Source organism: Pedobacter sp. T50_32, assembly GCF_057652195.1.
Genome location: NZ_JBYFBY010000003.1, coordinates 520,700 through 534,595, shown reverse-complemented (window position 1 = coordinate 534,595; position 13,896 = coordinate 520,700). Strand labels below are relative to the sequence as shown.

Below are 13,896 nucleotides of genomic sequence, written 5' to 3'. Positions count from 1 at the left end.
TTTTAATGTGATGATTATTGATCTTTAGAAAGATTCCCGTATAATAATGACTCTGCATTAGTACCGCCGCTTTTAAGCCGAACTATCGTAAGTTTGCCATCTACCATGAGAAAATATCTCAAGACACTATTTACAGAAGATATTGCAAATACATTATTAATAGGATTTAACACATAATCCAGCGGAGGTTGTCCGTTGTAACCTTCTCCGAACTGTGTTTGGTTAAAAGAGTAGCCATATGGTAATGCAGTATTAACCATATATGAGTTTAACAAACCACTATAACTACCGGTAAATTGGTTTGTACTTGGAAGTTCACGAAGTTTTGCGTTTTGAATCTCGTAGGTAAAACCTTTGGGATCAATTACGTTCCCCTCTTTAATTGTAAATCCTAAGATTTGGTTCGGGGTAGTTATCGTTAACTGATCATCAGTTAGGGTGTAAGAACCCTGAGTTGGAGCAGCATTGCTTCCAAAGTTGTACATCTTTATTTTTCCTTCATTTTCGAATACGACTAGAAGTGGCCAGTTGAAAATTCTGTTTCCAGTGTACGTTTTAGTTGGAACCTCCCAAGTAATAAAATATTTTGTTAAATCCATTTTGGCTTCTTCTGGAGTTGCTTCGTCTTTCTTTTTGCAGCCAACAACTATTAACAGCAACATAATTGGCAGATATAATTTTAAATTTTTCATGATGTTAGGTTCTTTAGTTGATGTTATTATTAGTCAAAAGAACAGCTATTAGCTATAAAATTTTTTGATAATGAGCGAGTTGGCTGTTTTAATGAGCGAACAGGGTTATAGCTTAGCGAAGGGAATTTGAGATTAGTTTTATTGAGTTTCTTTATGGTTGTATTTGCTCAAAACTTAACTTATTCACGTTTGTATTGTCGCCCAACTGACCATAAAAATTATAACCTGAAGCCCAAACCGTACCATCTTTTTTTAGCGCAAGGCTATGGTTAGCTCCTATACTAACAGCCTGTACATTTGCCATAATCTGTTTAGGGATTTTTGCAGCACTGGTTGTCCCGTCTCCAAACTTTCCAAATGTGTTAGAGCCAGTAGCCCAAAGTGTTTGGTCATTTTTCAATATCATGGTGGTGTTATTACCCGTATTTATTGCCTGTACATCATGCATAATTAGTTTAGGAATTTTAACACTCGAATTAGATCCATCTCCGAAATTACCATATCCATTATCACCAGTTGCCCAAAGAGTATTGTCTGTCCGCAATATCATGGCAGCAAACATATCCGCACTTACATCTTTAACATCAGTCATAATTTGTTTAGGAATTTTGGTGTTATTTACCGTTCCGTCTCCTAATTGCCCGAATTCTCCATACCCAGTTACCCAAAGCGTGCGATCTATTTTTATGATATATGATGCATACGAAGCTGCTATAGCTTGAACATTATTCATAATTTGCTTAGGAGTATTAATGCTAGTTGTAGTTCCGTCTCCTAATTGTCCGTACTGATTACTTCCTGTAACCCAGAGCGTATTATCCATTTTTAAAATCAGCGTATGACTATAACCTGCACTTACCGCTTTAACGTTTGTCATAATTTGCTTAGGAATAGTGACATTACTATTTGTACCATCACCAATGTTGCCATAAGCATTGCCTCCTGCTGCCCAAAGTGTATGATCGTTTTTTAAGAAAAAAATTGAAGAATTACTAGAACTTATTGTTGATACATTTTCCAACACCTTTACAGGCTTATTCACATCGGCAGTATTTCCATTACCCAACTGACCATAATTGTTGTTGCCGGTAGCCCAAAGCGTATGATCACCTTTCAAAAAATAACTTGAAGATTCATTTGCGAAAACAGCAACTATGTTGTTAGCTTTATCTGTTTTGGTTTTATCCTTTTTGCATGCCATAAAGCTTAACAGCAATAAAAGCATTGGTATTAATTTTAAAGTTTTCATGGTTATGTTGGTTTTAAATGTTATTGCAAGGTTAATACACCGTAGTAATGGGCATAATTTGTTGTGCCACTACCGCTTAGTTGCGAGTAGTAGAGTTTGTCGCCGCCAATGGTCATGAGGTGTAAACGACCTTCGTTACCAGTTCTGGCAGTGGCTACACCATTGTTTTGCAAGGTATAATCTGCACCTGTGCCGGTTTGCCCAAAACCATCTATGCTTACCGTAAATTTTTTGTCGGTTGTGTATCTTATTAAGCAAGATTTGCCATTAGCAACCCCGTTGGTAGCAACCGTACCTCTAAACGTTTTACCTGCAAAGGCATCGGCATCGGGTATTTTTTGTAAATGATAGGACCTATAGGCGCCATCACTACAATTTGTAATCGCGTTATTAGCAATGGTAAAGGTTAAATTGCCCATTTTAATAACGCCATCGGCGTAGGTGTAATTTGGGTTATTGGAAATGTAGCCTCCTTGCGAAGTGGTGTAGGTTTTGGCATTGGCAAAGAAACAGTACACATAACTTGTTGGTGACGAGCCGCCCCCGAGAGATGCATATTCTCCGGTGATGTAATATTTTGTAGGGTCAAAACTGTCTTCGGGGTTATTGTTCTTATCCTTTTTACAGGATGTAAATACAAATATTACAGAGAATATAAGGAGCGTTTTTGATACGATGTTTTTTAACGTTTTCATAATCTTTATGCTTTATATGTTGTAGTTATTGCATCCAAGCAGCCATTTTGGTGTACATTTTATCGGTCCAGTTGCCACCGCAATGCGTGTTGCAATTATTATCGGTTACGCCTTCGCTTTTTGCTTTAATAGGGGAGTTTGCCGGAATTTGGTCGTACAAGGCTTTGCCATTAAAATTGCCTTCAAAGTTTCCGCTGCAGTTAATGGCAAAAATTGGAATTTTAAAGTTCTGCGCATTCCAAGTGCCACTAGCACCACATGCACCCAATACACCTTTGGTATAACTTAAAGTGGTGTTCATAGAAATATCTGTGAAAAGCATAAACGAGGTGTAAGAAAATCCCGCAACTGCCGATTTATTTTTATCAATGCCGAATTTATTGGAGATAGCAACAATAGCTCTGTTGTAATCTTCGCCAACTAGTTTAGCTCTTGAGTTCCAATCGGCACCTGCTGGTGGTTTTTGATATTTCACAATTGCAGCAGCATAACCGTTGGTTGCAGCTTTTTCGCATAAAGCAGTTTCAGATGCGCCGTTAATAGCACCTTCGCTCGGGTTGTTCTCATCGTTGCCAGAACCAACCACCAAAATTCCTTTAAAACTGCTGGTGTTTATATTGGTAAATAATTTGTAGGTAATACCATTGGCAGTTTCCACAACTTGCTTAATGTCGCCTTTAATCACTTCTTTTTCATCTGCAGGAGTTTTATCTTTTTTACAAGCTACAATAGCTATGATAATGCAGATTGGGATTATTAATAATTTTTTCATGGTCTTATATTTTAGGTTAGCTCATATTTGCTTACCCAAACTTACAAGCCTTAAACTTTACAATTTTTAACAATGATTGGAACGCATCTTTAATTGAGCGAACTATAATTACCCATGAGTGAACACACGTTAAAAGTTTACAGAAAAGCCATAAAAAAAGGGCTAAACGTATCCACGCTTAACCCCATCATTAACTAACACAAACTATTAATTCTTATGATACAAAATTTGTAAGGTGCGTTTATTATAAAAATCTGTTGGGGTAAAGCCTTCGCTTGCTTTAGCCCCAGCAATACCGCCAACTATAAAAGTTGCCACTAGTTTACAATTTTCATCGTAGTATTTTAAAGTACTCGAGCAGTCTTTGCAATTTAATTTTTCTTTGGGTACGGCGTGTTCAAAGTGTTAGAGAATTTTATCTTTTATACTTACTTGCAAAACACGTAAAACTTCAACTTTATTTAGCGAATCTACATTAACAATTGCCTTCGCAATGCAGGTCGGTACCGCTGGTAATTCTTTTCCACGTTTTGCGTTGGCGTAAGCGCCCTTACCAAGTTCCAATGCCGTGTAGCCGTAATTAATATAAACATTCGGCCCTCTACCCATTATAAAACTGGCAATTTGGTTGCAATTGCTATCGTAAAAAACGGTTCCGTTTGGGCAGTCCATACATTGGCGTTTACTTGTAACAGCAAATTCGTATACAACCCTGTTGCCCTTTAAATTTAGTTGCCTAACAAACTTGGTCGAGGTTAGGTCATTAGCTTTATTTAAGCCTTTAATGCAGGTTGGTAAATTCTGAGCGGTAGCAAACATGCTTGCTCCAAGCAGAATAATAATGATGATAGTATTTTTCATGATGGTTGCATTTCTCTCAAAAGAGCAATTTTATTCTGCCACATTTTTTAACAATGAGCGAAGCGCTATTTTTGATGAGTGAACTGCCTATTAGCGCTAGCTCAAAATTGAATGGCCAAAGGATTTTATTAGAAGCGCAATGAAACTACAATTATTAACGTTCGTCCCGCTATTCGCTTTACTTCGTTGGCAAACACATAGGTTTGCCACTGCGTGTTCGCTACTATCGGGGCTGTAAAACCTAAGGCGGTGCAAAAGAAAACCCACCCAAAGAACTACTGCCTTGCTTAATTAAACCCGATTGTAAAGCGGGGCTGCAATAGCCAACAGCTACTAACATTGTTTTTCAAATCTTTCGAAATTTTAGAGTTTGCATTAAAAAACGCTGGCTTAATTTCACTTTTTAGCGTTTGATGTGTCAAAAGCTACTTTTAGTGAGTGAATAGCTAGCCTTACTTATTTAGAATTTAGTTATCGGAATAATAAATATGTTATTTAGCAATTAGGTAAACGACTATAATTTTCGTTAATTTTAATAGTGTCTAGACCTACTTATATATGAAATCACCAATCAAAATTCCGTTCATAATTTCTATATTAACTATACTAGTTTTTTTAGTAAGAGTTGATAGCTACGGTCAAAATAAAAAACTAGACTCGCTAACAAATGCCTTAAAAAAGCATCCGCAACAAGACGATGAGCGAGCAACAATGCTGTTTGAATTAGCTAAGCTAACCATCCATCCAGATACAAAAGCGGCCATAAAATATGTGGATGAAATTATGTCTTTTCAGGATAAAATCAAGAAAAAGCAAATAGTATCTGCAGCTTATAGGGCAAAAGGAATGGCGTTATTTTACTTATCTAGGTATCCCGAAGCACTTGAATTTTTACATAAAGCCATAAGTGTTGATGAACTGATCAAGCATGATTACGGAATTGCTGGTGGTTACGCCAATATTGGTATCGTTTACATGGCGCAATCTAAGTATCCGGAAGCGCTGAGGTATTACCTAGCCGCATTAAAAAAGTTTGATTTAAAGAAGAATGAGCTAGAAGCAGCCATCACTTATATGAATATGGCAACCGTTTACAATGAGATGAACAATTTGAGCCAAGCGATGGAGCAGTATCAAAAATCTTATTTGATTTTAAAAAAACACAATAACCATATAGGACAAGCCAATGCTTTGTCTAATATTGCGACCATACACTTTAAAAATAAGAATGTTGCCGAAGCTATTAAATATGGCAAGCTGTCTGTTAAATTAGCAGATTCGGTTGGAGATATCAGGTCTGTTGCTAGAGAAAACGGAAATTTATCTGCGTACTATGCAAATTTGAAGCAATCCGATATTGCTTTGGAATATGGCTTAAAAGCTATCGAGTTAAACAAGAAAATAAGCAGCATTAAAAGTCTGGGCTTCAATTATCAAAACGTATCATTGGCATATTTTAAAAAGGGAGATTATAATAAGGCAAAAACTTATGGGCTTAGTGCTTTAAAAGTTGGTTTTGATTTAAACGTTACAGAAATTAAAAGAGATGCAAGCTTAGGCTTAAGTGAGGTTTACGAAGCGTTAATAAGACCAGATAGTGCACTTTTTTACCATAAACAGTTTTTCAAATTCGCTGATAGCATAGGTAACGACAAAAAGAAAAATGAAATTACCAGAATGGGCTTGCAGTATGATTTCGATAAAAAAGAGTTATCGTATCAGCAGCAGCAATTGTTGGCAAGCGAGCAGTTAAAACAACAGGCGTTGCAATTAGCGCTAAACAAAGCTGAAATTCAAAAGGGAGTTCAGTTTAGGGATTTACAGCGCATATCTCTAGAAAATGAGCAGTTGATTAATAAAGAAAAAGAAAAGCAGCTTATCATTTCCAAAAACAACGAAAAACTTCAGTCTAACAAAGTAAAAGCATTGTCTCAAGAACAAGAACTTAACCGTTTGGAGTTAAAACAGCTGTGGCTTTATGGCATTATTGCAATTGTTGTGTTAGCATCCGTAATCGGATACTTAATTAATCTGTATCGAATTAGGCAACTGCGATTTAAAAATACTTTGCAGCAGCAGGAAGCAATACAAAATGAGATCTTGCTTAAGCATCAGTTTCAATTAACAGAAAGCGAGCTAAAAGCAATTCGCTCACAAATGAACCCACATTTTATTTTCAACGTGCTTAATTCTATCGAAGCTTATATCATGGATAATGATAAACAGACGGCTTCTAGGTTGATACAAAAATTTGCATCGTTAAGTAGGCTGATTTTAGAAAATTCTACCAGAAGTTTGGTTACTGCCGATAGAGAATGGAAAGCACTAAAATTGTACACCGAGTTAGAAGCCATGCGTTACAACAATACATTCAGCTTTAATTTTAATGCCGATGAAAGTTTACAGTTAAAGACTTTGCTTTTACCGCCAATGTTAATTCAGCCATTAATTGAGAACGCTATTTTACACGGCTTAATTGTAGATCCAAAACCAGGGGCACACTTAGAAGTTCAGTTAAAAAAGCACGAACAAGGAATTTATATTACTGTAGAAGACAACGGTAATGGTATTGAAGGTACTCCTAAAGCATTTACTAAAACTGGGGTTAAGGAAAAATCTATGGGCTTGGCATCTATCAAAGAAAGAATTGCGATAATTAATGCACAAAAACGCGATTTTTTTGCAAGCTTTAAGATAAGTTCAAAAGCGGAAGGTAGCGGTACTGTTGCAGAGATTTTTCTTCCACATTTTGAAAATTCTGTAGCTTAACGTTGCAATGAGGGTTGTGTTATAAATGAAAAATGAAATTGCTTGCAGTTGTAAAAATCTAATAAGCACTTGTTTGTTGCTGGTTTTTGGGAATTTTATGGCTCTTGGACAGTCGTTTCCTAACCTGAAATTTAACCAAATAACAGTAAAAGATGGCTTAAGTACCAATGCCGTTAAATGTACTTACGAAGATAAGAATGGTATTATCTGGATAGCTACCAGCAAGGGGTTAAATCGTTACGATGGTACAGGAGTTAAAGAGTATAAGCATGATGCTAAAGATAGCACCACCATTTGTAATGATGCCCTGAATAAAATTGTTCAGGATAGCGACAACTATCTTTGGTTGGGCACTGCAAAAGGGTTATCTCGTTTTAATCCTGTAACAGGAAAAGCTACTAACTTTTTTAATAATCCTAGCGATAGAAATAGTCTGGCAGCTAATGAAAACTGTGTGCCTTTTGTAGATAGCAAAGGAAATTTATGGGTTGCCACAACTGTAGGAATTCAATTGTTTGACTACAAAAGAAATCGCTTCACTAACTACGTGAGCTTTAAAAAAGGTGTGAAACAGCTTGTGGGTTTTTATGGCATAGCCGAAGATCGGGAGCATAGGTTATGGGCACTTGGTAACGATGGCTTATATCTGATAGATCAAAAAGCAAAAACCGTAAATTGTCGACAAGACGAAGGGGATCCCGTTCTAGCCTTACACCAAACTCCGAATGGAAGTATTTATTTAGGCGAAGCATCAAATGGGCTTAAATATTTCAACAAAGATGGCCTGGTAAAATCTGTATCTATTCCATTTAAAGATCGTATCACCAGAATAAATAGCATTACAGAGTGGACAGATAATTTACAGCAGAATTGGTTGTGTATTGCCGTAAATGGAGGGCTGCTGCTGAAAAAATTACAAAATAATCAGCTTAAAGCTTACGTTTCTGACGAACTCAATACATCTTCGTTAAATGCATTTACAATATTTCACATCGCTAAAGATCGGCAGAACAGGTTGTGGCTATCTACTGATAACGGTGTTAGCATAGTCGATCCAAATTATCAGAATTTCGAAAATATTCCGGTTTATCAGCAGGCTAAACTCACCAACCCGAAGTTGTTGGGTATACCTAATAATATGTTAGAAACTGCTGATCGATTTTACATCACCTGTTACTACGCGAAAGGGGTTTACGTGTTAGATAAAAACTGGAAACTGCTTTCGCACATTACCCAAGTGCCAGCAAACTCAAAAAGTTTCCTTAGTAAATCTATCAGTAGTATTTATCAAGATGGTGAAAAGAATTTCTGGTTCAGTACAGATTCTGGCTTGGTGAAAAAAACAGGAAATACATATAAAGTATTCTTGCCTCCGTTAGATTTAAGCATCAAAGATAACCTCTTCGTATCGAAGTTATATAGAAGAAAAGACGGCAAATTTTGGATTAGGGCAAGGCAAAACGGATTATTTGTTTTCGATCCCAAAACTGAAAAATTTATCAAACAATATCTGCCCGATGGCAAAAATATAGATGGCTCAGTTTTTTCGTGTTTAATAGACAAGCAGGGCGATTTCTGGGCTGGTGCTACCAAAGGGATAAGTTTATACAATGCAACAAAAGATGCTTTCGAAAAGATCAAAATTAAAGACAAAGATGGCAAATTTGCCGAAGTGACTTGGGTAACGGATATCACTCAGGATAACGAACAAACAATTTGGGCGGTTTCGGAAATTGGCTTGTTAAAAATTGATAAGAAAAATAAAACAGGTTTGCTCATTGACCATAAAATGGGATTGCCTGAAAACAACCTGAAACGTATCATGGTTGATACGCTTGGCTATTTATGGATACCATCGCAACAGGGAATTGTTAAATACGATAGAAAAAAGACATTTACTTATTTCAACTTTAACAACGGTTTGCCTTTTCAGTATGAGGGACACGGTTTTTTTGAGACAGATAAAGCGGGAAACTACCTTTTAAGTTACAGCGGTTACGTAACGAGGTTTAATCCATATTACATCAAATCTAACACTGCTGTACCAAAGGTAATTTTTATGGATATTAGTGCAGATGGGCATGAAAAGCAGATTGAAATTAAAGAAAATCAGAAACAAATTACGCTAAAAGCAGGAACAAAAATTGTGAATATTCATTTCGCAATTACAAGTTATACCGCAACGCAAGAGAATAAATTCTTCTATAAGGTTGGCGAAAAAGCAGAGTGGCAGCAGGTAAAAAATGGCGATATTGCTTTAGGAAGTATGCCCCATGGCGAATATGTGCTGCATGTTAAAGGCAGTAATAACGATGAGGTTTTTAGCTTGGAAGAACAGTTGATAATTACTGTATTGCCTTTTTGGTACGAAAAAACTTGGTTTGCAGTACTTTGCATTAGTTTGGGAGTGTTAACTGTTGTGTTTCTGCTGAGGCGAAGAATTACCTTTATTCAAGACCAGTTTTTGTTTAAGCAAAGACTTTCGCAAAGTGAACTGAAAGCCATTCGTTCGCAAATGAACCCGCATTTTATCTTCAATGTCCTAAATTCCATCGAATCTTATATTATGGATAACGATAAAACTGCAGCTTCTAGATTGATACAGAAATTTGCATCGCTGAGTAGGTTGATTTTAGAGAACTCGTCAAGGAGTTTAGTGACTGCCGAAAAGGAATGGAAAGCTTTAATGTTGTATACTGAACTGGAAGCAGATAGGTATAGCAATTCATTTACCTATAATTTTAGGGTAGATGATAAGATAAACTTGAAAGAGTGCCTAATACCGCCAATGCTGATACAACCTCTAATAGAAAATGCAATATTGCATGGTTTAATTGTTAGTCAAAATCCAGATGCACATTTAGAAGTTCAAATGAAATTACATGATGGTAGAATTTGTATCACAGTGGCAGATAATGGAGTAGGGGTAAACAATAAAGCCAAATCAACCATTAAAAGTAGTATTAAAGAAACGTCTATCGGTCTTTCATCTATCAAAGAAAGGATAGAAATGATCAATATTCAAGACAAACAAGAGAGTTCCAGTTTCAATATTTCAGCCGGTGCTAATGGCAAGGGAACGGTTGCTACCATTTGCCTTCCGGTAATTAGCTCCAGTGCTAATGTTGCTTTATAGATAGCTATTCAAATGTCGCAGCTCTGGAACTATTAAATTTCCGAGTTCTTTTTGTACCTTGCAGTGATTGTTTTGTGCTCGCAATAATGTAAATATATTCTTCATTGCGAGGAGGTACAACGAAGCAATCTCAAACAAATTATACAAATATTGCTCTGTACCAAGCAATGACGAAAGAGTTAAATGAAACACCTAATTGCCCCATCCATCTTATCAGCAGATTTTGCCAACCTACAACGCGATGTAGAAATGATCAACGACAGCCAAGCAGATTGGTTTCATGTTGATGTAATGGATGGTGTATTTGTACCAAATATCTCCTTCGGATTTCCAGTAATAACTGCGGCAAAAAAGCATGCGAAAAAGCCTTTTGATGTGCATTTGATGATTGTAGACCCAGACCGCTACATTGCCGAATTTGCAAAAGCTGGTGCTGATATCATTACCGTTCACTACGAAGCCTGTACACATTTACATCGTACCATTCAATTGATCAAATCTGTAGGATGCAAAGCAGGAGTGGCGCTAAATCCGCATACGCCCGTAAGTTTACTGAAAGATGTGCTGCACGATATCGACTTGGCTTTGGTAATGTCTGTTAACCCAGGTTTCGGTGGACAGGCTTTTATCCCTCAAACGCTAAATAAAGTAAGCGAATTAAGGCAAATGGCGCTACAAAGTAATCCTAATTTATTAATAGAAGTTGATGGTGGTGTAGGTATTCATAACATTGCTTCGCTAATTGAAGCAGGCGCAAATGTTTTCGTGGCAGGCAATGCAGTTTTTGCGGCACCAAGTCCAACGCAAATGATTGCCGATCTAAAGCAAGTTCAAACTTCAGTTCAACACATCTAACCTTATAAATGACGAAGACGCTTTTTCTATTCCTCTTTGTTGCCTTCTCATTAACTACAGCTGCTCAAGTAAAGGTGAGTGGTGTGGTTTATGATGAAAAAAATCAGCCGCTGCCAAAAGTAACGGTTACTTTAGTAGGATTGGCTGGTACAAGTATTACCGACGAAAATGGAAAATATACCATTCAATCTCGTTTATCTAACTTTAGCTTACGGTACAAGCTGGTAGGCTACAAAGTAGAAACCATAAAATTTAATGAAAGTAAGGGCGCTGATGTAGGAAAAGATGTTACTTTAAGGCCTGATATTAAGGAACTGAAAACAGTAAAGGTTATCAACAAACAAAACCAACTGAACAATGCCCAAAGTATAAACGTAATAGATATTGCTAGTTTGCCTACGGTTTCAATGAATTTTGAAGCTATTTTAAAAACGTTGCCAGGCGTTTCTACCAATAACGAGTTGAGTTCGCAGTACAACGTTCGGGGAGGTAATTTCGATGAAAACCTGATCTACGTTAACGATATCGAAATTAACAGACCGATCCTGATAAGAAATGGACAGCAAGAAGGTTTGAGCTTCATCAATCCAGATTTTGTGAGTAGTGCCCGCTTTTCTGCTGGCGGCTTTAATGCCAGATATAACGATAAATTATCGTCGGTTTTGGATGTACGCTACAACAAGCCAGATAGTAACCAATATATTTTAACGGCTGGTTTAATGGGAATATCGGCCACTGCCAAAACCGCATTTAAAAACAGCCATTTACTACTGGGTTTTAGAAGAAAAGACAACCGAAATATACTGGGTACGCAAGATACAAGGGGAAGTTACAGACCAAGTTTTAACGATTTTCAAGCCTTGTACCAACATAATTTTAGCTCAAAATTTAGTATCAATACCTTGCTGAATTTCAATTCTGGAAGTTTTAGATTGGTGCCAGAAAGTAGGGAAACGCAGTTCGGTACCATCAATAATCCCATTCGCTTAAAAGTAGATTACGAAGGGCAAGAGATTGATAATTACTATACTTACGGCGGTGCAGTTACTGGTTTGTTTCAGCCTAATAAAGATGTTTCAGTAAAATGGATTAACAGTTACTTCGAAATTGATGAACGTGAACGTTTTGATATTGATGGTAACTACGTTTTCGAAGAGGTAGATAATAATTACGGTGATGGTGGTTTTGGTCCAATCCGTAAAAATAGAGGCTTGGGGAGTTATTACAGCTACGCCCGCAACAGCTTAAAATCTACCATTGCAAGTACAGAATTAAAGATAGAACATCGCATAGGAAAACACGATTTTACTTACGGCGGCAGGTTTGAACAAGCTAAATATGCAGATAGAATAAACGAGTATAGTTACATCGATTCTGCTGGTTACATTTTACCTGCAAATACCAACTCTTTCACTTTTGAAGATGCCATCTTCTCTAATAACAACCTCAAAATCAATTCTATTTCTGCTTATTTACAAGACAGTTACGCCGTATCCGGTAAAACAGACGTGCAGTTAGGCGTTCGAGTAAATTACAATGATTTAAGTGGTGAGGTTTTGGTTAGTCCGAGGTTTTTAATGCTTTACAGACCAGAAGAATACAAACTTTGGAGATTTACGGCGGGTATTTATCGTCAGGCACCTAGTTACAGAAGTATTAGAGCATTTGATGGCTCGCTGTTCTTAGGTCAAAAATCCCAACGTTCTTATAATGTTTCTGCTGGCTACGATTTTGCCTTCAATGGTCTGGGAACACGTTTAAAGTTTACTTCAGAAGTTTACTACAAATACGCTGACCGTATGATCCCCTATGTAATAGACAATGTGAGGATCAAATATCTAGCTGCCGACGTTGCTAAAGGACATACTTACGGTGCAGATTTTTCTTTAGGCGGTGAGCTCGTTAAAGATTTGATGTCGTTTTTCAGGGTTTCGTTTTTAAATGCTAACCAAGATGTAATTGGCGATAGTTATGTTAGAAGAAATGCCGATGGTAGTAACGAAACGGTCTATCCAGGCTATTTAAAAAGACCAACCGACCAACGAGTTAATTTTTCGATGTTTTTTCAGGACAGGTTATTCAAAAGTCCTACCTATAAAGTGCACTTGAATTTGCTTTATGGCTCTAGGTTGCCAATCGGTTCGCCACAAATAGAAACTTATACAGATAATTTCAGCATTCCGGCCTATAGAAGGGTAGATATAGGTTTTTCTAACGATTTTCTGGATGCAGAAGCAGTAAAAAAACCTCAGTTTTTGAGCAAATATTTTAGTTCTGTAATAGCCTATGCCGAGGTTTTTAACTTGCTAAATATCAATAACACAGTGTCTTATATTTGGCTTAAAGATGTGAACAATGTCAACTACGGCATTCCAAATTATTTAACTGGCAGGCAGTTGAATTTCAAGCTTATTTTTAGATTGAAGAACAAATAGCTCAAGCTTTATTCTTTTTTGAAAAGCACTGTTCGTCACATTTTTTAACGACCGTCCCGCTATTCGCTTTACTTGCCTCATACTTCGGCTGCGTGTTGCTACTATCGGGTTTAAAATGCTAGTGCTGTGCACAGGTGCTAGTAAACTAAACCCGGTTGGAGCGAGCATGTAGTGGCAACACCTATGTGTTTGCCAAGGAATAAAGCGTAAAACGGGACTAGCCCAAGCGAAGAATTACTGCAATTGCTTTTCCAAAAAAAAAGTGCTGTATTTCATGCGATTAACTAAAAATACAAGTTAATTTTAAACAGTAATAGGTTAATATACTATAACTTCAGTTTTTCGTTTTTCTCAAACGTTTGTCATGTTAGTTATTTAGTTGATAAAAAAGCCGAATAATTAATGTCAAAGTGTTAATTTTACACCTAATCA

9 protein-coding genes are annotated in these 13,896 nt (G+C 36.9%); 4 read left to right on the top strand and 5 right to left on the bottom strand.

The genetic code is table 11. The annotated features are described in order from the left end of the window. Positions 1-14: 14 nt before the first annotated feature. From AC23ME_RS12945 to AC23ME_RS12925, 5 genes are all read right to left on the bottom strand, one after another. Positions 15-692, bottom strand: coding sequence for a hypothetical protein (locus AC23ME_RS12945; RefSeq protein WP_487728188.1), 678 nt, complete (start codon positions 690-692; stop codon positions 15-17). Positions 693-843: 151 nt separating this feature from the next. Then, the gene (locus AC23ME_RS12940) at positions 844-1,941 is read right to left on the bottom strand and encodes an RCC1 domain-containing protein (protein WP_487728187.1); all 1,098 of its coding nucleotides are present in this window, start codon (positions 1,939-1,941) and stop codon (positions 844-846) included. A gap of 20 nt (positions 1,942-1,961) precedes the next feature. Next, positions 1,962-2,636, bottom strand: a complete 675-nt coding sequence (locus AC23ME_RS12935) for a hypothetical protein (protein WP_487728186.1) — start codon at positions 2,634-2,636, stop codon at positions 1,962-1,964. A 25-nt stretch (positions 2,637-2,661) separates the two neighbouring features. Then, the gene (locus AC23ME_RS12930) at positions 2,662-3,408 is read right to left on the bottom strand and encodes a hypothetical protein (protein ID WP_487728185.1); all 747 of its coding nucleotides are present in this window, start codon (positions 3,406-3,408) and stop codon (positions 2,662-2,664) included. A 405-nt stretch (positions 3,409-3,813) separates the two neighbouring features. Next, positions 3,814-4,269 carry a hypothetical protein gene (locus tag AC23ME_RS12925; RefSeq protein WP_487728184.1) on the bottom strand — a complete coding sequence of 152 codons (456 nt, stop codon included), beginning with the start codon at positions 4,267-4,269 and terminating at the stop codon, positions 3,814-3,816. A gap of 558 nt (positions 4,270-4,827) precedes the next feature. On the opposite strand from AC23ME_RS12925, the gene AC23ME_RS12920 reads away from it, so the two are divergent. The 4 genes from AC23ME_RS12920 to AC23ME_RS12905 all read left to right on the top strand — a co-directional run bounded on the left by AC23ME_RS12920 (position 4,828) and on the right by AC23ME_RS12905 (position 13,464). After that, positions 4,828-7,038 carry a tetratricopeptide repeat-containing sensor histidine kinase gene (locus tag AC23ME_RS12920; protein ID WP_487728183.1) on the top strand — a complete coding sequence of 737 codons (2,211 nt, stop codon included), beginning with the start codon at positions 4,828-4,830 and terminating at the stop codon, positions 7,036-7,038. 25 nt (positions 7,039-7,063) lie between these two features. Further along, positions 7,064-10,174 (top strand): ligand-binding sensor domain-containing protein, encoded by a 3,111-nt coding sequence (locus AC23ME_RS12915; RefSeq protein WP_487728182.1) that lies wholly within the window; start codon positions 7,064-7,066, stop codon positions 10,172-10,174. 183 nt (positions 10,175-10,357) lie between these two features. Continuing rightward, a complete protein-coding gene (gene rpe / locus AC23ME_RS12910; protein WP_487728181.1) occupies positions 10,358-11,029 on the top strand; it encodes a ribulose-phosphate 3-epimerase in 672 nt (223 codons plus the stop codon). 8 nt (positions 11,030-11,037) lie between these two features. Beyond that, complete coding sequence (locus tag AC23ME_RS12905) at positions 11,038-13,464, top strand: TonB-dependent receptor (RefSeq protein ID WP_487728180.1); 2,427 nt, start codon at positions 11,038-11,040, stop codon at positions 13,462-13,464. Positions 13,465-13,896 lie beyond the last annotated feature (432 nt).

Coding starts and splice junctions, on each gene's coding strand:
- AC23ME_RS12935 (WP_487728186.1), bottom strand. CDS start 2,636: ATGAAAACGTTAAAAAACATCGTATCAAAAACGCTCCTTATATTCTCT.
- AC23ME_RS12945 (WP_487728188.1), bottom strand. CDS start 692: ATGAAAAATTTAAAATTATATCTGCCAATTATGTTGCTGTTAATAGTT.
- AC23ME_RS12905 (WP_487728180.1), top strand. CDS start 11,038: ATGACGAAGACGCTTTTTCTATTCCTCTTTGTTGCCTTCTCATTAACT.
- rpe (WP_487728181.1), top strand. CDS start 10,358: ATGAAACACCTAATTGCCCCATCCATCTTATCAGCAGATTTTGCCAAC.
- AC23ME_RS12930 (WP_487728185.1), bottom strand. CDS start 3,408: ATGAAAAAATTATTAATAATCCCAATCTGCATTATCATAGCTATTGTA.
- AC23ME_RS12925 (WP_487728184.1), bottom strand. CDS start 4,269: ATGAAAAATACTATCATCATTATTATTCTGCTTGGAGCAAGCATGTTT.
- AC23ME_RS12920 (WP_487728183.1), top strand. CDS start 4,828: ATGAAATCACCAATCAAAATTCCGTTCATAATTTCTATATTAACTATA.
- AC23ME_RS12915 (WP_487728182.1), top strand. CDS start 7,064: ATGAAAAATGAAATTGCTTGCAGTTGTAAAAATCTAATAAGCACTTGT.
- AC23ME_RS12940 (WP_487728187.1), bottom strand. CDS start 1,941: ATGAAAACTTTAAAATTAATACCAATGCTTTTATTGCTGTTAAGCTTT.